Annotated in this window: 25 protein-coding genes; all 25 read left to right on the top strand. The window is 34.3% G+C overall.

Annotated elements, in window-relative coordinates:
• Positions 1 to 119: 119 nt before the first annotated feature.
• The 25 genes from ACIDC4_RS09145 (at position 120) to ACIDC4_RS09025 (ending at position 21,289) form a co-directional block, all read left to right on the top strand.
• Positions 120 to 1,355, top strand: a complete 1,236-nt coding sequence (locus ACIDC4_RS09145; RefSeq protein ID WP_412042784.1) for a beta-ketoacyl-[acyl-carrier-protein] synthase family protein — start codon at positions 120 to 122, stop codon at positions 1,353 to 1,355.
• Positions 1,348 to 1,602: an acyl carrier protein gene (locus ACIDC4_RS09140; RefSeq protein WP_065451716.1), complete on the top strand. Its 255-nt coding sequence runs from the start codon at positions 1,348 to 1,350 to the stop codon at positions 1,600 to 1,602. Before ACIDC4_RS09145 ends, ACIDC4_RS09140 begins: the two co-directional genes overlap by 8 nt.
• A complete protein-coding gene (locus ACIDC4_RS09135) occupies positions 1,602 to 2,486 on the top strand; it encodes a lysophospholipid acyltransferase family protein (RefSeq protein WP_412042785.1) in 885 nt (294 codons plus the stop codon). The genes ACIDC4_RS09140 and ACIDC4_RS09135 overlap by 1 nt, the downstream gene beginning before the upstream one ends.
• A gap of 261 nt (positions 2,487 to 2,747) precedes the next feature.
• Positions 2,748 to 4,388, top strand: coding sequence for a phytoene desaturase family protein (locus ACIDC4_RS09130; RefSeq protein ID WP_412042786.1), 1,641 nt, complete (start codon positions 2,748 to 2,750; stop codon positions 4,386 to 4,388).
• Positions 4,389 to 4,432: 44 nt separating this feature from the next.
• Entirely contained in the window at positions 4,433 to 5,335 is a 903-nt protein-coding gene (locus ACIDC4_RS09125; RefSeq protein WP_412042787.1) for an NADPH-dependent FMN reductase family protein, read from the top strand.
• Positions 5,336 to 5,351: 16 nt separating this feature from the next.
• Positions 5,352 to 6,485, top strand: coding sequence for a dialkylresorcinol biosynthesis protein DarB (gene darB / locus ACIDC4_RS09120; protein WP_412042788.1), 1,134 nt, complete (start codon positions 5,352 to 5,354; stop codon positions 6,483 to 6,485).
• Complete coding sequence (locus ACIDC4_RS09115; RefSeq protein ID WP_412042789.1) at positions 6,485 to 6,916, top strand: hotdog family protein; 432 nt, start codon at positions 6,485 to 6,487, stop codon at positions 6,914 to 6,916. Before darB ends, ACIDC4_RS09115 begins: the two co-directional genes overlap by 1 nt.
• A gap of 8 nt (positions 6,917 to 6,924) precedes the next feature.
• A complete protein-coding gene (locus ACIDC4_RS09110) occupies positions 6,925 to 7,383 on the top strand; it encodes a hotdog family protein (protein WP_065452011.1) in 459 nt (152 codons plus the stop codon).
• 324 nt (positions 7,384 to 7,707) lie between these two features.
• Positions 7,708 to 8,112 carry a flexirubin biosynthesis protein DarG gene (gene DarG / locus ACIDC4_RS09105; protein ID WP_412042790.1) on the top strand — a complete coding sequence of 135 codons (405 nt, stop codon included), beginning with the start codon at positions 7,708 to 7,710 and terminating at the stop codon, positions 8,110 to 8,112.
• Entirely contained in the window at positions 8,112 to 9,110 is a 999-nt protein-coding gene (darH, locus tag ACIDC4_RS09100) for a BtrH-related acyltransferase DarH (RefSeq protein WP_230034196.1), read from the top strand. The genes DarG and darH overlap by 1 nt, the downstream gene beginning before the upstream one ends.
• Positions 9,111 to 9,116: 6 nt before the next feature.
• Entirely contained in the window at positions 9,117 to 9,869 is a 753-nt protein-coding gene (locus ACIDC4_RS09095; protein WP_412042791.1) for an ABC transporter ATP-binding protein, read from the top strand.
• Complete coding sequence (locus ACIDC4_RS09090; RefSeq protein ID WP_412042792.1) at positions 9,859 to 11,148, top strand: ABC transporter permease; 1,290 nt, start codon at positions 9,859 to 9,861, stop codon at positions 11,146 to 11,148. Before ACIDC4_RS09095 ends, ACIDC4_RS09090 begins: the two co-directional genes overlap by 11 nt.
• A complete protein-coding gene (locus ACIDC4_RS09085) occupies positions 11,123 to 11,572 on the top strand; it encodes an acyl-CoA thioesterase (protein WP_065451727.1) in 450 nt (149 codons plus the stop codon). The genes ACIDC4_RS09090 and ACIDC4_RS09085 overlap by 26 nt, the downstream gene beginning before the upstream one ends.
• Before the next feature lie 114 nt (positions 11,573 to 11,686).
• Complete coding sequence (locus ACIDC4_RS09080) at positions 11,687 to 12,826, top strand: beta-ketoacyl synthase N-terminal-like domain-containing protein (protein WP_412042793.1); 1,140 nt, start codon at positions 11,687 to 11,689, stop codon at positions 12,824 to 12,826.
• Position 12,827: 1 nt separating this feature from the next.
• Positions 12,828 to 13,832 carry a virulence RhuM family protein gene (locus ACIDC4_RS09075; protein WP_412042794.1) on the top strand — a complete coding sequence of 335 codons (1,005 nt, stop codon included), beginning with the start codon at positions 12,828 to 12,830 and terminating at the stop codon, positions 13,830 to 13,832.
• Between the two features lie 89 nt (positions 13,833 to 13,921).
• A complete protein-coding gene (locus ACIDC4_RS09070) occupies positions 13,922 to 14,503 on the top strand; it encodes a Fic/DOC family protein (protein ID WP_412042795.1) in 582 nt (193 codons plus the stop codon).
• A gap of 180 nt (positions 14,504 to 14,683) precedes the next feature.
• Complete coding sequence (locus tag ACIDC4_RS09065) at positions 14,684 to 15,298, top strand: beta-ketoacyl-[acyl-carrier-protein] synthase family protein (protein WP_412042796.1); 615 nt, start codon at positions 14,684 to 14,686, stop codon at positions 15,296 to 15,298.
• A 2-nt stretch (positions 15,299 to 15,300) separates the two neighbouring features.
• Positions 15,301 to 15,558: a phosphopantetheine-binding protein gene (locus tag ACIDC4_RS09060; protein WP_017496902.1), complete on the top strand. Its 258-nt coding sequence runs from the start codon at positions 15,301 to 15,303 to the stop codon at positions 15,556 to 15,558.
• 129 nt (positions 15,559 to 15,687) lie between these two features.
• On the top strand, positions 15,688 to 16,884 hold the full coding sequence (locus tag ACIDC4_RS09055; protein ID WP_412042797.1) for a beta-ketoacyl-[acyl-carrier-protein] synthase family protein: 1,197 nt from the start codon (positions 15,688 to 15,690) through the stop codon (positions 16,882 to 16,884).
• Positions 16,884 to 17,945, top strand: a complete 1,062-nt coding sequence (locus ACIDC4_RS09050) for a beta-ketoacyl synthase N-terminal-like domain-containing protein (RefSeq protein WP_412042798.1) — start codon at positions 16,884 to 16,886, stop codon at positions 17,943 to 17,945. Before ACIDC4_RS09055 ends, ACIDC4_RS09050 begins: the two co-directional genes overlap by 1 nt.
• 95 nt (positions 17,946 to 18,040) lie before the next feature.
• The gene (locus ACIDC4_RS09045; protein WP_488381135.1) at positions 18,041 to 18,727 is read left to right on the top strand and encodes a polysaccharide deacetylase family protein; all 687 of its coding nucleotides are present in this window, start codon (positions 18,041 to 18,043) and stop codon (positions 18,725 to 18,727) included.
• Positions 18,728 to 18,802: 75 nt separating this feature from the next.
• Entirely contained in the window at positions 18,803 to 19,429 is a 627-nt protein-coding gene (lolA2, locus tag ACIDC4_RS09040) for a flexirubin biosynthesis/transport protein LolA2 (RefSeq protein ID WP_412042800.1), read from the top strand.
• Positions 19,395 to 20,030, top strand: a complete 636-nt coding sequence (gene lolB2 / locus ACIDC4_RS09035; RefSeq protein WP_412042801.1) for a flexirubin biosynthesis protein LolB2 — start codon at positions 19,395 to 19,397, stop codon at positions 20,028 to 20,030. Before lolA2 ends, lolB2 begins: the two co-directional genes overlap by 35 nt.
• A gap of 38 nt (positions 20,031 to 20,068) precedes the next feature.
• Positions 20,069 to 20,674: a porin family protein gene (locus ACIDC4_RS09030; protein WP_230034172.1), complete on the top strand. Its 606-nt coding sequence runs from the start codon at positions 20,069 to 20,071 to the stop codon at positions 20,672 to 20,674.
• Positions 20,675 to 21,289 (top strand): outer membrane beta-barrel protein, encoded by a 615-nt coding sequence (locus ACIDC4_RS09025; RefSeq protein ID WP_412042802.1) that lies wholly within the window; start codon positions 20,675 to 20,677, stop codon positions 21,287 to 21,289.
• Positions 21,290 to 21,293 lie beyond the last annotated feature (4 nt).

Here is a 21,293-nt window from a genome sequence, read left to right as displayed (position 1 = left end):
AAAAATTGCTCGCAAAGACGCAGAGTCGCAAAGTTTTATTAAAAACTAAAAAAAAGAATAAGCTTTGCGGCTTCGCGTCTTTGCGAGATTAAAAAAATTACAAAACACTTTGAAAGACGATGAATAAGAGAGTAGTAATTACTGGAATGGGAATTTATTCTTGTATCGGAACTTCTTTAGATGAAGTAAAAGAATCTTTATACAACGGAAAATCTGGTATTCAGTTTGATGCTGAAAGAAAAGAATTTGGTTTTCAATCTGCCCTTACGGGAATGGTTCCAAAAGCTGATCTGAAAAACTTATTGACCCGAAGACAACGTATGAGCATTGGTGAAGAAACCGAGTATGCTTATATGGCCACAATCGAAGCATTGAAAAATGCCAATATTGATGACGCTTTTTTTGACAATCGCGAAGTAGGTATTATGTACGGAAATGATAGCGTTTCAAAAGCTATTATTGAAGCTACAGATATTGTGAGAGAGAAAAAAGACACTGCTTTAATAGGTTCCGGAGCTATTTTTAAATCGATGAATTCTACAGTAACGATGAATTTATCTACGATTTTTAAACTGCGCGGGATCAATCTTACCATAAGTGCAGCCTGCGCAAGTGGATCACATTCTATTGGATTGGCTTATTTTTTAATAAAAAGCGGATTTCAGGATATTATTATTACCGGAGGAGCTCAGGAAATCAACAAATTTGCGATGAGCAGTTTTGATGGTTTAGGTGTTTTTTCGAACAGAGAAAATGAACCTGAAAAAGCTTCCCGCCCATTTGATGCTGACCGCGACGGATTAATTCCTAGTGGTGGCGGTGCAACTTTAATTCTCGAAAGTTACGATTCTGCAATAGCTCGTGGCGCTAATATTATCGCCGAAGTTGTGGGTTATGGTTTCTCCTCAAACGGCGGACACATCTCGACTCCCAATGTCGAAGGTCCATCTATAGCCATGCAACGAGCGCTTGACGACGCCCAACTGAAAGCAACCGACATTGATTATATAAATGCTCATGCGACCTCAACACCTGTTGGAGACGGCAACGAAGCTAAAGCTATCTTTGAAGTTTTTGGCGAGAAAAATCCGTATGTAAGTTCTACAAAATCAATGACAGGACATGAATGCTGGATGGCCGGAGCCAGCGAAGTAATTTATTCGATCTTAATGATGCAGCACGATTTCATTGCTCCAAACATCAATTTGGACAATCCTGATGAAGATGCAGCCAAATTAAATTTGGTCAAAACTACTTTAAACAAAAAATTTGACATATTTTTGTCCAATTCCTTCGGGTTCGGAGGAACCAACTCTGCGTTGGTGGTTAAAAAGTTTAAATTAAACGATGAATAAAGAAGAGATTATAGCAAAAATAAATGGTTTTTTAGTTGAGGAGTTTGAAGTAGATAATGATGATATTGAACCAGATGCTAATTTAAAAGATACACTTGGGTTAGATAGTTTGGACTATGTTGATTTAGTCGTTTCGATCGAAGCCAACTTTGGTGTAAAACTGGTTGAAGTTGATTTTGTCGGGATTGATTCTTTCCAAAGTTTTTATGATCTTATCGAAAACAAATTAAAAGCCAAAACTGCTTAATGAGCAAATGGGATGGCAAATCAAAAGGAACTGTTTTAGGGTATCGAATATTCGTTTTTCTTATAAAAAAAGCGGGTGTTAAAGCTGCTTATGTTTTACTTTATTTTGTTGCTTCGTACTATTTTTTATTTCTAAAAAAAAGTAACAAAGCCATTTCTTATTATTTTAAAGAAAGGCTTGGGTATTCCTGGTTCAAATCTAAAAAAATGGTTTTCAAAAGTTATTACACTTTTGGGCAAACGATTATTGATAAAATTTCCATTTCGGCAGGAATGCGAAACAAATTTACCTATGAATTTGACGGAATTGAAATTCTGAAAAACCTTCTGGCAGAAAAAAAAGGAGGCGTTTTAATCAGCGCCCATATTGGAAATTTTGAAATTGCTGAACATTTTCTTGGCGATATCGACATCGATTTTCAAATCAATCTGGTTACTACAGATCTCGAACATTCAGCTATTAAGAATTATCTCGAAAGCGTTACCCAAAAACCTACCGTTAAGTTTATCATTATCAGAGATGACTTGTCTCATATTTTTGAGATCAATGCGGCACTTTCAAAAAACGAATTGGTTTGTTTTACAGGCGATCGTTATTTTGAAGGCACGAAATCACTTTCTGAAAAAATACTTGGCGAGGAAGCCAACTTTCCGGCTGGCCCATTTTTAATTGCTTCAAGATTAAAGGTGCCTGTAGTTTTTGTATACGTAATGAAAGAACCCAACCTGCATTATCACTTGTATGCACGTGAAGCTGTAGTCAAACACAGAGACGAAAAAGGATTATTGAAAGCGTATATAGAAAGCGTAGAATCTATGCTCGCAAAATATCCTTTGCAATGGTTCAACTACTTTGATTTTTGGAATCAATTGAAAAACAATTAAAGGGGATTTAACCGCAAAGTTCGCAAGGTTTTTATACATATCGGTTTCATAAAAAAAACAAAGTTCGCAAAGCTTTGTACTGATTTAGCTTTGCGAACTTTGTGTTTTCTAAACATAGCATTCGATAAAAACCTTGCGAACTTTGCGGTTAAATCATAAGTCACAGAAAATCTAATATTTTTTTACCAATTACAGCCCAACGAATTACAATTATCTGATTAAATGTCGTTCTTTTATACTTTACAATTCTTAAAGTAAAGTATGCAGGAATTTGACACAATAATTATTGGTTCCGGAGTTGGCGGATTATCAACTGCGATATGTCTTGCTAGAGCCGGACAAAAAGTTTTGGTACTCGAACAACATTATGTTCCCGGAGGCTGGAGTCATAGTTTTACTTTAAAAGGTCAGCGTTTTAGTCCGGGCGTACATTATGTCGGCCAGCTTGAAGAAGGACAATCGACCAACGAATTATATCGAGGCTTGGGAATTGCCAATGACATGGTTTTCTTTAGAATGAACAAAAACGCTTACGAACATTGTTTGATTGGAAACGAAACTTTCGATTTGCCCGCAGGAGCCGAAAACCTAAAGAAAACACTTTCTAATCATTTTCCGCACGAAGAAAAAAACATCAACGAATATCTTTCACTGGTTCAGAAAGTGAGTTACGAATTGCAACTGATTCCAACACTCAAAGGTTTTTGGCAAAACATTACCGTTCCGTTTCGAACCAAACATTTTGGCAAATTTGCCCTCTTTCCTTTAAAAAAAGTAATTGGCTGGCATGTAAAAGATCCTAAACTAAAAGCAGTCCTGAATATTCAGTGTGGCGATCACGGGCTTCCGCCAAGTCGGGCTTGTTTTCCTGTACATTGTTCTGTAATGAGTCATTATTTTGATGGCGGATTTTATCCCATGGGCGGTGGCGGCGGAATTGTAAAAGCCATGACAAACGGCGTAAAAAGACATAACGGAGAAATCCGCGTAAAACAAAACGTTCGCAAAATCATTATCGAAAATAAAAAAGCAACAGGCGTTCAGCTTGAAAATGGTGAAGAAATATTCTCTAAAAACATTGTTTCAAACGCAGATCCTTCTATAACTTATCTCAATTTAATTGATAAAGAACATCTCAGCAAATCTCTTCTTAAAAAATTAGATAAGACAAAGTATTCCGTTACTTCTTTAATTTTATTCCTTACGCTTGACATCGATGTTACTTTATACAATATCGATTCGGGAAATTTCTGGATGATGAAAGACGAAAATGACGATGCTAATTTTGAAGATTTAATGAGCAGCAATATAGATTCAGGAGATTCATTTCCTTCGGTCTTTATCAGTTGTACAACGCTCAAAGATCCGGCAAGTTTTAATGGGCGTTATCATAATTTTGAAATTGTAACGTATGTGAATTACGATCACTTAAAAGATTTTAATGGTTTAGACGATTATCACAATGAAGAGTATAAAATTTTTAAAGAAAAAATCATCAATAAACTGATGAACAATCTCGAAAAAATAATCCCAAATGCGAAACAACATATTATTCAGGCCGAATTAGGAACTCCAAAAACCAATGAATTTTATATCAATTCGACAAAAGGAAATGTTTACGGAACCGAAAAAACATTAAATCAGGTGGGTCCTTTTTCATATAAAAACAAAACCGAAATCAAAAATCTGTTTCTTTGTGGCGCTTGTACCCTATCTCACGGTGTTGCAGGAGCGACTTATTCCGGTCTTGCCGCTGCGGCTGCAATTTTAGGATGTACTTCTGATGATTTATTAATTGAAGATGAAAACCAAAAAATAAGAATCTATGATGCAGAAGATTCTGCTACATGGCCAGATTGGGTTCATACCAAACGATCCGATAAAATAAGGAAATTCGTTTAAAAAAAATACTTATTTTTGCGGAACCACCAAAGCCATCCAACCAAATGAAAAATGTTCTTGTTATTTATTATTCACAATCTGGACAATTAGAAGAAATAGCACGAAACATTGCAAAGCCTTTTCTAAATTCAGAAGAAATAAATGTAACGTTTCACGAAATACAATTAGAAAAACCTTTCCCCTTTCCTTGGGATAAGGATTCTTTTTTTGATGCTTTTCCGGAATCTTTTCTTCAAATTCCAACTCAATTAAAACCAGTTTCGGAGGAAATTTTAAATACAAAATTCGATTTGGTATTGTTTCATTATCAGGTTTGGTATTTGTCGCCATCGATTCCGATCAATTCTTTTTTGAAAAGTGATGATGCCAAAAAGATACTCAACAATACACCTGTTGTTACCATAAGCGGTTCCCGTAATATGTGGATTATGGCGCAGGAAAAAATCAAAACTTTACTAAAAGAAGCCAATGCAAAATTGGTAGGAAACGTAGCGTTGGTAGATCGCGTTGGAAATTTAATCAGTGTAATTACAATTGTAGAATGGATGTTCTCCGGAGTGAAGAAAAAACATTGGGGAATTTTACCTCTGCCGGGAGTTTCTGATAAGGATATTCAGGAGTCTGATAAATTTGGAGAAGTTATTGTTTCGGCATTAAACGAAAATAATTTTGAAGATTTACAACCAAAATTACTTGCAAACGGCGCTGTAAAAATCAGTCCGTATCTTGTTACTGTTGACAAAACCGCGAATAAAATTTTCGATAAATGGTCGAATCTAATTTATAAACATCAAAAAAACAGAAAACAGCTTCTTAAAGTATTTAATGTTTATTTATTCCTCGCAATATGGTTAATCTCACCAATAGTATATATCTTGCACCTTATTACCTACCCTTTTAAGTTAAAAACCATAAAAAAAGAAACTCGATATTATCAAGGAGTTTAGAAGACGAAATTAGATTATGTTTGAAGTATATATTACCAAGGCCGCAAAGTATTTGCCAAATGAAGCTGTTTCTAATGATGAAATGGAAGACTATTTAGGACTCATTAATGATGCCGCTTCTAAAGCAAGACGCATTATTTTGCGCAATAATAAAATTACAAGTCGTTATTACGCCATAGATAAAACAGGGAAAAGCACGCATAACAATGCCGAATTGACCCGAAATGCTGTTGTACAATTATTTGATGAAAACTTTACAGCTCAGGATCTTGAAGTACTTTCATGCGGAACCTCAACACCTGATGTTTTCCTGCCTTCGCATGCCGCAATGGTTCACGGATTATTAAAAAATAAATCGGTAGAATTAAATTCATCAACTGGTGTTTGTTGCGCCGGTATGAATTCGTTAAAATTTGGTTTTCTTTCGATACGATCAGGAAATTCTAAAAATGCTATTTGTACAGGATCAGAAAAAGTGTCATCATGGTTAAATGCTCAAATGTACAATCACGAAGCAGCAAACCTAAAAAGCCTTGAAGAACAACCTATTATTGCTTTCAAAAAAGATTTCCTACGTTGGATGCTGTCTGACGGAGCCGGCGCTTTTTTATTAGAAAATAAACCAAGAGGGCCAATTTCTCTAAAAATCGAATGGATGGAAGCTTTTTCCTATGCGTACGAATTAGAAACCTGCATGTATGCCGGTGGAGATAAATTAGAAAATGGCGAAATTAAATCATGGAGCGATTATCCTCCGGAACAATGGTTGAACGAATCGGTTTTTGCCATTAAACAAGATGTAAAATTATTGGATGAATTTATACTTTCTAAAGGAGCTGAAAGTATGAGCGATGCCATGTCTAAAAATAATATTGGTTCAGACCAGGTCGATTATTTTATTCCTCACGTTTCTTCTAACTTTTTTGTCGAAGGGTTAAAGAAAGGATTGACGGAAAAAGGAATCGGAATGGAGGATGAAAAATGGTTCATGAACCTTTCAAGAGTTGGTAATGTAGGTTCTGCCTCTATTTATCTGGCTTTGGAAGAATTGATGAATTCAGGAAATTTAAAAACAGGAGATCGTATTCTTCTGTCTGTTCCTGAAAGTGGAAGATTCTCGTTTGCATATGCTTATTTAACCGTTTGCTAATGGAGACGACATTACTTTTAGAAAAAGAAGCTGTCGAAAATTTACTGCCGCAAAAGTTTCCTTTTGTGATGGTCGATAAAATGTATTCGTATACCGAAACCTCCTTAATTGCCGGTTTAGAAATTAAAAACGATAATATATTTTTTGACAAGGATACTTTTCTTGAAGCAGGTTTAATCGAACATATGGCACAATCTGTGGCTTTGCATACAGGTTATCAATTTTTCTTGAAAAACGAAACAGCGCCAACAGGATATATTGGTTCTATTAAGGAAATTGAGATTAAAAAGTTGCCAAAAATTAATGATAAGATTCAATCTACCATCACTATTTTGCAGGAATTTGCAGGAATTACTTTGGTAGATGTGGTAACGTATTTGAATAATGAAGAAATTGCTAACGGACAAATGAAAACTGTTTTAGCGAAATGATAGCAGCAATGAAAACCGGAGTTGATATACAAAATTACTTACCGCACCGAGCGCCAATGCTTATGGTGGATTTAATTTTGGATATAGATGCCAACTTTGTAGAAACCACATTCCTGATAAAAGAGGATAATGTTTTTATCGATAATAACGTTTTTATCGAAGCGGGCTTAATCGAAAATACCGCACAAACCTGTTCGTCTATTGTAGGTAAAAAGTATTTTTTTGACGAAGACGGTACCGAAAATGAAAACGTAAATGTATTGGGTTTTATCAGTGCGATAAAAAACCTTAAAATACATTTGCTCCCAAAAGTGGGTGATACGATTATTACCAAAGCAACTTTGGTTTCAAAATTCGAAGGCGACGATTATACATTATGTACAATGCGCTGCGCAAGTATATGGGGACATAAATTACTTTTAGAATGCGAAATTAATTTGTTCATTCAGAAGATAGTTTCAGTGTAAATGAATAGTAAGAAGATCATTTTACACCTATTAATCCGGATTGGGATTTTAGTTCTTATGGTTGGATCGGTTTTTTTAATTTGGTATCTTACCGTTGATCGTCATTCACATTGTCATGGAGATGACCACAAACATTTTGATACTGGTTTAGGATTCTTTATTATGGAATTTATGGCAGTCCTGTTTTTTTATTTTGGACTTGTAATAGAAATGATATATTTATTTGTGAAGAAAAAACAAAATTTAGCCTTTGCAAATCTGGGGTTTTTAATAATTAGTTTATGTATCGCATTAGCTTTATATATCTAATAAATTAATAATGAAATGGAAAAAGAAAAAGTACCACAAGATAAAAGCAACTTAACAAAAAACAACGTTAAAGAGCTTTTGTACGCAACCGATGAAAACGGAAATTACACTACAACTCTAAGTACTGGCTGGGAACCCAAAACCATCGCACTTTCAAATTCAATAGACGAAATAAACGAGCGAATCGCCGAAGCAAAAATGCAGGTCGAAATTGGCGAAGCAAGCCCAATAGTTTATTATATGGAAATCAATAAAATGGATCTTACTATTTTATCCAGTTATGTTGGAATGTGGAAATGGCGCGTAAAAAGACATTTTAAACCTACTGTTTTTGCCACATTAAGCGAATCGATCCTAAAAAAATATGCCGATGCTTTTGAGATTTCGGTAGCCGAATTAAAAAATATTAAAACAGACTAATGCAAATCAATTTTACACATCATCAATCTGCTCATTGTGAGAACGGAGTAGCTTCGAATTTGTTAAAAAACAACGGACTGAACATCAGCGAACCGATGGTTTTTGGTATTGGCTCTGGACTTTTTTTCGTGTATTTGCCTTTTATAAAAGTAAATCACGCACCTGCAATTAGCTATAGAACTTTGCCCGGACAAATTTTTAATAAACTGGCCAATCGTTTAAATTTAAAAATAAAAAGACAAAAATTTTCTTCTCCGGCAAATGCAAATAAAGCCTTGGATGAAAATTTAAAAAATAACATTCCAACCGGATTACAAGTTGGCGTGTATCATTTGAGTTATTTTCCTGATGAATACCGCTTTCATTTCAACGCACACAATTTAGTCGTTTACGGAAAAACCGAAACCGATTATTTGGTCAGCGATCCTGTTATGGAAACCGTTACGACTTTAACGCATGACGAATTAGACAAAGTGCGTTTTGCCAAAGGTGCTTTTGCTCCAAGAGGACAAATGTATTATCCTATTCAGATCCCGAAAGAAGTTGATTTAAAAAGTGCGATCATCAAAGGAATCAAAAATACCTGTCGCGATATGTTGGCACCAATGCCTATTATTGGTGTACGCGGAATAAAATTCGTATCGAAACAAATCCGTAAATGGCCTGTAAAACACGGCACCAAAAAAGCCAATCACTATCTGGCACAAATGGTTCGTATGCAGGAAGAAATAGGAACCGGCGGCGGAGGTTTTAGATTTATTTACGCTGCTTTTTTACAAGAAGCTTCGGTTATTTTAGCAAATGAAGAATTGAAAGTTCTTTCGAAAGAAATGACCTTGATTGGAGATTCATGGCGTGATTTTGCTGTAGAAGCTTCCAGAATTTACAAAAACCGAAGTGCCAAAGAAGATGCTTACAATGCCATTGCCGATGAACTTTTGAGCATTGCCAACAGAGAAGAAATCTTTTTCAAAAAACTAAAAAAAGCCATTAGCTAATATATTTTGCAACCAATTATAAAAATAGAATCCCTTTCGAAAAAGTACAAAGATGCAGACCAGTATTCTTTGAACAACGTTTCGCTGGATATCAACGAAGGACAGATTTTTGGATTATTGGGCCCAAATGGCGCCGGAAAAACCACTTTAATCTCCATGCTTTGTGGATTGATAAAACCAACCTCAGGACATTTTACGATTGATGGGCTGAACTACACGAATCATTCTTCAAAAATCAAAAAAATTATTGGTGTTGTTCCGCAAGAATATGCTTTATACCCCACTTTGACCGCGAGAGAAAATCTACATTATTTTGGAAGTATGTACGGTTTAAAAGGTGCTTACTTAAAAGATAAAGTTGTTGAAACTTTAGATCTTTTGGGCTTGTTAAAATTCGCCGACAAACGTATCGAAACTTTTTCAGGCGGAATGAAACGAAGAGTTAATTTGATTGCCGGAATTCTGCACAAGCCTAAAGTTTTATTTCTGGACGAACCAACCGTTGGTGTTGATGTTCAGTCTAAAAATGCCATTATAGATTATTTAAAAGTTCTAAACCAAAACGGAACTACGATTATATATACGTCGCATCATTTGGCTGAAGCCGAAGATTTTTGTACCAATATTGCCATTCTGGACCGAGGCAGAATTTATGCTCAGGGAACACCATCAAGTTTAATTGATGCTACAACTGAAGCACGCAATCTCGAGGAAGTTTTTATTTCATTAACCGGTAAAGATTTTAGAGATGGTCAATAAAATTTGGATGTCGGTCGTAAAAGAATTTTTGCTGCTTAAACGCGATTTAGGCGGATTGATTATTTTGTTTATCATGCCGTTGGTGCTTGTGATCACGGTAACTTTAATTCAGGACAGTACTTTTAAAACCATTAGCGATAATAAAATTCCGATTTTATTGGTCGATAAAGACAATGGTTCTGTGTCTAAAACTGTTTTTGACAATCTTGAAAAAAGCAATTTGTTTAGCGTTGTCACGCAAATCGACAACAAGCCCATTACCGAAGAAGTTGCCAAAGAAGCTGTTTATAAAGGAAAATTTCAGTTGGCAATTGTAATTCCGAAAGATTTAAGCGTTGATTTACAAGCCAAAATCGATCAGAATGTTCAGAACATCATCAGTAAAATGGGCTTAACCGAAACCGATAGTACCGCACAGGCTGAAAAACCCAAAGTAATCAGGGAAAAAGAAGTGAAATTGTATTTTGATCCTGCGGTTCAGATGAGTTTCAAAAATGCCGTAATGAGTTCGATTGATAAGATGATTTCTCAAATCGAAAGCAAATCAATTTACACCACTTTCGAAAACCAATTAGGAGAAGGAACTACAGAATTTGAGCAAAAAAGTTTCATTACTTTCAAAGAAATAATTCCAAAAATAAACAACAAAGAAGTCCGTCCCAACTCGGTACAACACAACGTTCCGGCCTGGACACTTTTTGCGATATTTTTTATCGTGATTCCGTTGTCTATTAATATAGTAAAAGAAAAATCGCAAGGAACATTCGTTCGGTTATTGACCAATCCGGTTTCTAATTTAGTCGTGATAATTGGTAAAACCATTACTTATTCAGCCATTTGTATGATTCAGTTTTATATGATGGTGGCCGTGGCAGTGTTTTTATTTCCGCATATTGGTTTGCCTTCCTTAAATATCGAAGGGCATTTATTTTTAATGAGTGTCGTGGCTTTATTTTCAGGTTTCGCCGCCATAGGTTTCGGAATTTTATTAGGAACCGTAGCCAACACACAAGAACAATCAGCTCCTTTTGGCGCAACAAGTGTACTTATTCTCGCTGCCGTTGGTGGGGTTTGGGTGCCTGTTTTTGCTATGCCAACGATCATGCAATATATCGCAAAATCGTCACCCATGAACTGGGGATTAGAAGCTTTCTATGATGTATTATTGCGCAACGTTTCTTTCCTCGAAATCATCCCAAAAATAAGTTTGTTATTTTTGTTCTTTATTATCACAACATCCATTGCCTTATTTTATGACAAAAAGAAAAGAACAGTATAACGAAGCCACTGAACTAACCGTTTCTCACGAAATCAGAATTCGTTTTAACGAAACTGATCCGCTTGGAATCGTTTGGCACGGAAACTATATCACCTATTTTGAAGATGGACGAGAAGCGTTTGGCCGCCAACACGGACTTACCTATTTAGATATTGGCAATACAGGATACACCACCCCAATTGTAAAATCGAAATGTGAGCATAAATTGTCTTTACGCTACGGCGATGTCGTAACCATAGAAACAACGGTTGTAGATACTCCCGCTGCCAAAATGATCTATCGTTTTAGAATTATAGATGCAAAAGGCGAAGTGGCCTGTACAGGAGAAACCGTTCAGGTTTTTCTAGATGGCGACGGAAATTTGATGCTGACAAATCCTCCTTTCTATGAAGAATGGAAACGAAAAGTGGGGTTATTAAAATAAAAGACAAACACGAATTACATGAATTTTCACGAATTAAAAATTAATAAAAATCCGCGTTAATCCGTTTAATCCGTACAATGTGTGACCCATTTAGCAGCCAAAAATTAAGATAAAATGATAAGAGAAGTATATATCAACGAAACGAATTGTATCACGCCTTTAGGTTTTGATGTTGCATCAAACATCGAAGCGATTGTTCGCGGCGATTCCGGTATTCAATTGCACCAGGATATTGCTTTAATGCCAATTCAATTTTATGCTTCTATTATTCCTGATGAAAAAATAAAAAGTGCTTTTGAAAAAATAAGTATTGACACAAAATATTCTCGTTTAGAGAAAATGATGATTTTGGCTTTAGAGCCAATTATCAAAAAATCAGGAATCGAATTAAATTCGAAAACTGCTTTTATACTTTCTACTACAAAAGGAAATGTTACGGCATTAAAAAATGATTCAGAGGAAAGTTTCAATAGTGCACATTTAGATGTTTTAGCAAAAAATGTTGCTGATTTCTTCAAGTTCCAAACACAACCAATTGTCGTTTCAAACGCTTGTGTTTCCGGAATTTTAGCAGTTTCAGTTGCTAAAAGAATGATTCAGTCTGAGTTGTATGATACTGTTTTTGTTGTAGCCGGAGATGAAGTTTCAGAATTTGTTTTGTCCGGTTTTAATTCTTTTCAGGCGATGAGCGAATTGCCTTGTAAACCGTATTCTAAAAACAGAACCGGAGTAAGTTTAGGCGAAGCAACAGCTGCTGTTTTAATTTCGGCGGAAGCCAAAAACGCAAAAATAAAAGTGATTGGAGATAGTTCGATAAACGACGCCAACCATATTTCGGGTCCTTCAAGAACGGGTGAAGGTTTGTTTAGAAGTATTCAGAATGCTTTGAAAGAGGCCCAAATTGAAGTGGACAAAATCGACTATATTTCAGCTCACGGAACAGCAACTCCGTTCAACGACGAAATGGAAGCCATTGCATTAAATCGTTTGGGTTTACAAAACGTTCCTATAAATAGTTTAAAAGGATTTTACGGTCATACTTTAGGCGCATCGGGATTATTAGAAACCGTAATTGGGATCGAATCAGTAAATCAAAATATGCTTTTTGAATCGAAGGGTTTTGATGAAATGGGGGTTAGTGAATCTATAAATGTTATTGAGAAAAATCATGAAGCTAATATTGAATATTTTTTGAAGACGGCTTCTGGATTTGGAGGTTGTAATACGGCTGTGGTTTTTGAAAAGATGAAATGAAATGGAAAATAACGAAACTAAATTTCTAATTTACGACAATCCTAATGGAAAAGTAAGAGTTGATGTAATTGTAGAAGACGAAACTATATGGCTCACACAAAAAGCTATGAGCGAATTGTTTGATACAACTCATCAGAATATTTCTTTACATTTAAAAAATATTTTTGAATCTGAAGAATTACAAGAAAATTCAACTCTCAAGGAAATCTTGCAAGTTCAACAAGAAGGTAATCGTAAGGTAACGAGAAACCAAAAGTTTTATAATCTTGATGCTATTATTTCTGTTGGTTACAGAGTAAACTCAACAAAAGCAACCCAGTTTAGAATATGGGCAACTCAAGCTTTAAAAGAATATATAATAAAAGGCTTTGTTTTAGATGATGACCGTTTAAAACAAGGACAAACTGTTTTCGGCAAAGATTACTTTAAAGAATTATTACGCAGAGTTCGTTCTATCCGAACCAGCGAACGTAGAATTTACCAACAAGTAAGTGACATTTTTGCAGAATGCAGTATCGATTATGATAAAAATTCAGAAGTAACGAAGAATTTTTATGCTATGGTTCAAAATAAATTTCACTTTGCTATAACTGGAAATACTGCTGCAGAAATTATCCATAAAAATGCAGATAAAAAGAAAGACAACATGGGGCTTAGCAGCTGGAAAAATGCTCCCGACGGAAGAATATTAAAATCGGATGTAATTGTTGCTAAAAATTATTTACAAGAAAAAGAAATAAGCCAACTTGAGAGAACCGTTACAGGTTACTTTGATTATATTGAAGGTTTGATCGAACGTGAAAATACTTTTACAATGGAGCAATTAGCTACAAGTGTAAATAAATTTCTTTCATTCAATGAATATAAAATTTTAGAAGGAAAAGGCAAAATATCAAAAATTCAAGCTGATAAAAAAGCCATTAAAGAATATGATGAGTTTAATAAGACTCAAAAGATAATTTCAGATTTTGATAAGGAAATTAAAAAAATAGGAAAGAAAAAATGAAAACAAACAAGTCTTTCTTAACAGGTTTTGATGAAAATGGCATAAGTGAGACTTGTAATACACCGGTGATTTTAAAAAGATGAAATGAAATGGAAAATCAAACTAATTGGACACCGTTCCCAGACGATAATTTACTTGGCTTAACAGATAAAGATCAAATCAATGAGTTTGAAGCGTCCGGAATTGCAAAAGCCGAGCTTTACACTTTTGAATTAGAAACTGATGTTGAGATTTCAACATCTCTTGTATTGGAAATTCATAAAATTGCATTTGAAGAACTTTACGATTGGGCGGGAAAATGGAGAATCACAGAAGTTTCTGTTGGACAACTAATCCCTCCAAAACCTGTAATGATTCTACAAGCCATGTACCAATTTTTGGATAATCTAAATTTTAAGATTTCAATTTCTAAAAGTATTGATGATCATATTGATTGCTTAGTTTATGCTCATTATGAATTTATAAAAATTCATCCTTTTAATAATGGTAATGGGAGAACGGGAAGGATTTTAATGAATATTATTGCTTTAAAATTTGGATATCAACCTTTAGAATTATACTATAGAGAAGGAGAAAGTAGGAAATTTTATATCAATGCAATGAAGGCTGCTGACAATGGAAATTATAAATTAATAACCCAATTAATTAGTGAAGAACTGGTTTCCTTTTAATTCTTTCTCTTTTAAAATGGCCTCGACAATTTTAACAACTTTACTCTTCGAAACCTGTTGGTCTTCTAAAGACATTGTAGAAAATACAGTATCCGTAAGTACTTTTGACAAAAAGCTTTTCTGTTTTAACTGTGGATATTTTTCGTAGAATTTCATAACTTGACAAAGTTACAAAAAATAATGACTCAAAAAACTCACATACAATCCTACATCACCATCCAAAACAACGAAATTGTTTTGAACGGAACTTCTGTATTCAAAATTGAACAAACGGATTTTGGTGATTTTTCTAAACAAGCGTACCGCAACTTTGACATTCAATATCCAAAGTTTTTCAAAATGGATGCTTTGAGCAAACTGGCTTTTTTAGGATCAGAATTGCTTTTGAGTCCGATAACTTCAACGGAAAAAGAAAACAATATCGCTTTGGTTTTGGCCAATAAATCATCAAGTTTAGATACAGATGTTAAGTATCAGGAATCTATTTCGGATAAAGAAAATTACTTTCCGAGTCCGGCGGTTTTTGTTTATACGCTGCCCAATATTTGTTTAGGCGAAATAAGTATCCGTCATCAGCTTAAAAGTGAGAATTCTTTCTTTATATTTGATGCTTTCAATACTGAATTTCTGTTTAACTATTCAGGGATTCTGTTAAACACAAATAAAGCTGATACGGTTCTGTGTGGCTGGGTAGAATTTTTTAATGACAATTACAAAGCCTTTCTTTGCACCATTAGTAAAGAAGAAAACGAAAAATATAAAAACGAAAATATCAATACATTATATAATAAATAATCATGGAAGCATTAAAAGAAGAATTAAAAAATAAAATCATTACTACTCTTAACCTTGAAGATATCGCAATCGAAGATATTGCTGATAACGATCCTTTGTTTGGAGACGGTTTAGGTTTAGACTCGATTGATGCGCTTGAATTGATCGTGATTTTAGATAAAGATTACGGAATTAAATTGGTAGACCCAAAAGAAGGAAAAACCATTTTTCAGTCGATCGAAACTATGGCAGCTTATATTAGCGCGAACAGAACAAAATAATTTTAGATTTTAGATTCCAATAGGAAACCTAAAATCTAACATGTTTTAAAATCCGTCAACTTTGTCAAAGTTTGAAACTTTGACAAAGTTCTAAGAATCTACAATCTAAAATCATAAATCTAAAATTAGATGAAAGGTGTTGCAATAACCGGAATGGGAATTATCTCTTCGATTGGAAATTCAGTCGGGGAAAATTATATTTCACTGATCGAAAATAAAATTGGCATTTCTCGTATCACAAATATTTCGACAGTTCATGCGGATGTTATTAAAGTGGGCGAAATCAAAAAAACCAATGAAGAGTTGATTGCTGAATTGGGATTAGACAGCGATAATAACTTTTCGAGAACGGCAATGATTGGTACTTTGGCAGCAAAACAAGCTGTTGAAAATGCCGGAATTACTTCGATAAACGAATTCAGAACCGGACTTATTTCGGCTACAAGTGTGGGCGGAATGGACATGACTGAAAGACATTATTACGATTATTTCAAACATCCTGAACTGGTTAAATATATTGCTTGTCATGATGGCGGCGATGTTGCAGAGAAAATTGCCGAAGAACTAGGTTTAAAAGGCATCGTTACCACTATTAGTACCGCTTGTTCATCTGCAGCAAACGCAATTATGTTGGGTGCAAGATTGATAAAAACCGGAAAATTAGATCGCGTAATTGTAGGCGGAGCCGATGGTTTGGCAAAATTTACGATTAACGGATTTAAGACTTTGATGATTTTATCAGACGATTTCAATAAACCTTTCGACAACGAACGAAAAGGATTAAACCTTGGTGAAGCCGCCGCTTATTTGGTTTTAGAATCAGATGAAGTTGTGACGAAACAAAACAAAAAAGTTCTGGCAAGAGTTTCAGGTTACGGAAATGCAAATGATGCTTTTCACCAAACTGCTTCTTCAGAAAATGGAGATGGTGCTTATTTGGCGATGAAAAAAGCTTTTGAAGTTTCAGGTTTAAAACCTTCTGAAATTGATTATATCAACGTACACGGAACAGCAACTCCCAACAACGATTTGTCTGAAGGAAGAGCTATAAAAAGAATTTATCAGGACGAAAAAATTCCGGATTTTAGTTCTACAAAACCTTTTACCGGACATACTTTGGCGGCAGCCGCTGCGATTGAAGCGGTTTACAGTGTTTTGGCGATTCAGAATAATGTGGTTTATCCAAATTTGAATTTCGAAAATCAGATGGAAGAATTTGATTTAACGCCACAGACTACTTTAAAAAATAAAACTATCGAACACGTTTTGTCTAACTCTTTTGGGTTTGGAGGAAATTGTTCAACCCTTATATTTTCAAAAAGCTAATGAAAAAAACATATATAAATGGAGTAGGCTGTATTTCGACTCAAAAAACATTTGATACTGTTTTTTTAGAAGAAGCTATTGTCAATCATGACGAAAATGTACTGGCAATCGTTCCGCCGGTTTATAAAGACTACATTTCGCCTGCCGCAAGCAGAAGAATGGCAAAAGGCGTGAAAAACGGAATCGTTGCTTCGGCCTTAGCGATGAAAGATGCCAATGTTGAAAAAGTTGATGCCATCATTACCGGAACCGGTTTAGGATGCATCGAAGATTCTGAAAAATTCCTGAAAAGTATCCTGGATAATAACGAAGAATTTTTAACACCAACTTCTTTTATTCAATCGACTCATAATACTGTTGGCGCGCAAATCGCTTTGTTGCAGCAATGTAAAGGTTATAATTTTACGTATGTAAATGGCGCTGTTTCTTTTGAGTCGGCACTTTTAGATGCTAAAATGCAAATTGAAGAAGAGGAAGCACAATCTGTTTTAGTGGGCGGAGTCGATGAAAATGGCGAATATACAACCGCACTTTTTAAATTATCCGGACGTATAAAACCAGACAATCAACAACCTTATAGCCTTTTAGATTCTGATACCAGCGGAGCAGTTTATGGCGAAGGTGCCAGTTTTTTTGTTTTAGAAAATGAACGAAAAGAAACGACTTATGCCGAGGTTCTGGATATTGCCATTGTAAATACGCTGGAAGAAAACGAAATTGAAGCCGAAATTAAATCTTTCCTGAAATCGAATAATTTAGAGATTTCAGACATTGATGCTTTAATTTTAGGTTTTGACGGAAATGTAGATTTCGAAAATTATTATAGAAATCTTACCGAAAATGCTTTCGCAGAAACGCCCGTTTTGTATTACAAACATTTGTGCGGAGAATACGATACAGCTTCGGCTTTTGCTTTTTGGATGGCAGCAAAAATTATTAAAACGCAGGAAATTCCTGAAATCATCAAAGTAAATTCGGTTGAAAAACCACTTTACAAGACCATTTTATTGTACAACCAATTAAACGGAAAAAACCACAGTTTTACGTTAATCACAAAATGATAACGCACAAAAACATATCAATATTTTTTGTCTTTTTATTGCTTTTATTATTTCTTCTGAATTTTTATGCAGCAATAAACATATGGTGGTTTGTTGTGGTTATTTTAATTTGGCTGGGAATAAATGCTATTGGTTCTGCCCGAATTTCATCTAATTATCACGTAAAATCGTTCTGCAATAATCCGTTAGAAACCGAGAAAAAAATTGCCATTACGTTTGATGACGGACCAGGTATTTTCACATTAGAAGTTTTAGAACTTTTGAAAAAATACGATGTAAAAGCGACTTTCTTTTGCATCGGGAAAAATATCGAAGCACATCCTGAAATCCTCCAACAAATTATTGCTGACGGACATTTGGTTGGAAATCATTCCTACTCTCATTCTAAATTTTTTGATTTTTATAATGCTAGAAAGATTCGGGAAGAAATTGAGAAAACTGATCTTCTTTTAGAAAAATACACATCCAAAAAAATAAACTTTTTTCGTCCGCCTTACGGAGTTACAACACCTTCGATCAGAAGAGCTTTAGAAAAAACCGGACATAAAGTAATTGGCTGGAATATTCGATCGCTTGATGGCGGAACAAAAAATAAGGAATTGATTTTCAATCGCATTATAAAACGTGTTTCTCCCGGCGGAATTGTACTTTTGCACGACACGGCATCACACTCGGTTTTAGTATTGGAACAGTTTTTGCAATTTTTAAAGCAAAACAATTATAAAGTGATTTCGACCGAAGAACTTTTGAATCTTAAGGCTTATGAAATTGCCCAACAATAGAACAGGAATTCATCCAGTTAGACCTAACAGGTTTTAAAAACCTGTTAGGTCTTGCTAAACAACTTTTAACAATCTATGAAAACTAAAATAGCACTACTAATTCTATTTATTTCAGGCAATTTGTTTGCTCAGGAACAAAAAATGACTGCTGCAGAAATTGCTTCTTTTAAGGAAGATGTAAATGTAGTTTCGAAAAAAATCAAAACCTTAAGTACTGATTTCGTCCAATACAAACATTTGGATTTTTTATCGAAAGACATTGAAACTTCGGGTAAAATGATTTTTAAAGAACCTGGTCTTTTGCAATGGCAATACAAAAAGCCATACAATTATAGTATTGTTTTTAAAAACGGGAAAATCCTAATCAATGATGAAGGCAAGAAAAGTGCAGTTGACATTGGCAACAGCAAAATCTTTGGCCGCATCAATAAATTAATCGTGGGCAGCGTAAGCGGAAATATGTTTGATGACAAAGAATTTACGATTTCGTACTTTAAATTAAAAGGTCAGAATCTGGCGAAATTTGTTCCGAAAGATGCTACGCTGAAAAAATACATCAAGCAAATCGAATTGACTTTTGATAAAGAAGAAGCAACCGTTGTTCAGGTAAAATTATTAGAATCATCTGAAGATTATACCCGAATTGTACTTAAAAACAAAGTGATCAATGCAAAAATCGACGATTCAGTTTTTAATAATTAATTGCTTTCTGGCAATTGTTTTAGTTTCGTGTGGCTCGGTCACCAAAAATTATACGCCTAAAAAATTAGACAAAACGTCTTACGAAGTTCCCTATTTTTCAGATTCAAAAACCGATTATGTTTATAAAACAAATATCACGGTTTACGGAAATGAGATCAGCGGAATTTTTATTGCAAAAAAAATAAATGATACGACACACAGAATTGTTTTCACAACTGAATTTGGTAACAAATTATTAGATTTCGAAATCTCTGGTAACAGTTTCAAAGTCAACTCGATTGTTTCAGAATTAGATCGAAAAATTCTCATCAATACTTTAAAAGAAGATTTTAGATTATTGCTAAAAAAAGAATATCTGATTCAGGAACAATTTGAAAATGAATCGGATGATATTTATAAATCGAAAGACGGGAAACGCGACAATTATCTTTTTATATCAAAAAAAAATCATCGATTAGAGAAAGTCGTTCATTCGTCTCAAACAAAAGAAAAATTTACACTGACATTTACTTCAGAAAACAATATTTTTGCCGAAAAGATTCAGATTATTCATCAGAATATTAAATTGAAAATTGAACTGAATTATTTTAAATCAGAATAAAAAATTTAAACTATTCATAAACTTTAAATCAAATCAAAATGAAAAAATTAGCCGTAATTGCTTTTATTTTATTTATCGGAATTCAATCTCCTCAAGCACAAGTAAAAGTTAGTCCGGGACTTCGAGGCGGTTTAAATTTATCAACATTAACTAATATTGATGATAATAGCTCTAAAGCAGACTTTTATGTTGGTGGATTATTGAACATTAAATTTAATAAATATTTCTCGTTACAGCCTGAGATAACGTATTCAAGACAAGGCGATGAAGGAAGAGAATATTTTGGAAACGGCTATAATTATCGTTCTGTAAATTATGAATTAAACTATTTAACACTTGGTGCGGTTGCAAAATTTAACATTGGTGGTAAAGGTTTTCACATTTTAGGAGGTCCGTCTTTAGATTTAAAAATTTCTGATAATTATATCAATAGCAATCCCGAAGGTTTTGACTTTGCCATTGTTGGAGGTGTTGGCTATACATTGCCAAACGGATTAACATTTGAAGCAAGATTAAAACAAGGTTTAGTTGACATTTATGGGTACGACGGAGTTGAGTATGACGATAATGGTTATCGCTATAATGATCTTATCCTGAATCAGGTTTTCCAGATTGGTATTAGTTATACTTTTAAAGTAAAATAAATGTACACAAAGAAATTAGCGCTTGTCGTATTCCTTTTTTTGGCAGTCATAAACACACAAGCTCAAGTAACTTTTAAGCCTGGTTTAAGAGCTGGATTGTCTCTTTCTACCATATCAGAAATGCATGCTAACTACAGACCTGATTTTTATGTTGGCGGTTTTGGAGAAATAAATTTCACGAAACGTTATGCATTACAGCCCGAAATAAATTACATCAGACAAGGATCTAATAATGTTGCCCGTAATTTTATTGATCAGGATTCGCAAACAGAAAGAACCGTTTATCAGGATTTACAAATGAGTTATTTGTCGATTGGCCTGCTTAACAAATTAAAATTTAATCAGTTTGAGATACAATTTGGGCCTGCCTTAGATGTTCTTTTAAGCGACAATTTAGCTTTTAGAAAAACATATAATGATCTTTCGTTTGTTACAGGTGTTGCTTATAAAATGCCATCTGGTCTTAGTTTTGAATTTCGATTTAAAAAAGGCCTTTTGGATGTTTTAGACAGCGATTACTATCATAACAATTCTAATAGCCATTATTTATTTGGTGATTATAATACTAATGTCAATTTTCAAATAGGGATTTCTTACTCTTTTGAAACGAAATAAAAAA

This window comes from Flavobacterium sp. C3NV (genome assembly GCF_046825355.2).
GTDB lineage: Bacteria > Bacteroidota > Bacteroidia > Flavobacteriales > Flavobacteriaceae > Flavobacterium.
The sequence above is the reverse complement of the archived record's forward strand: the minus strand, read 5'-3'. Positions and strand labels throughout refer to the sequence as shown.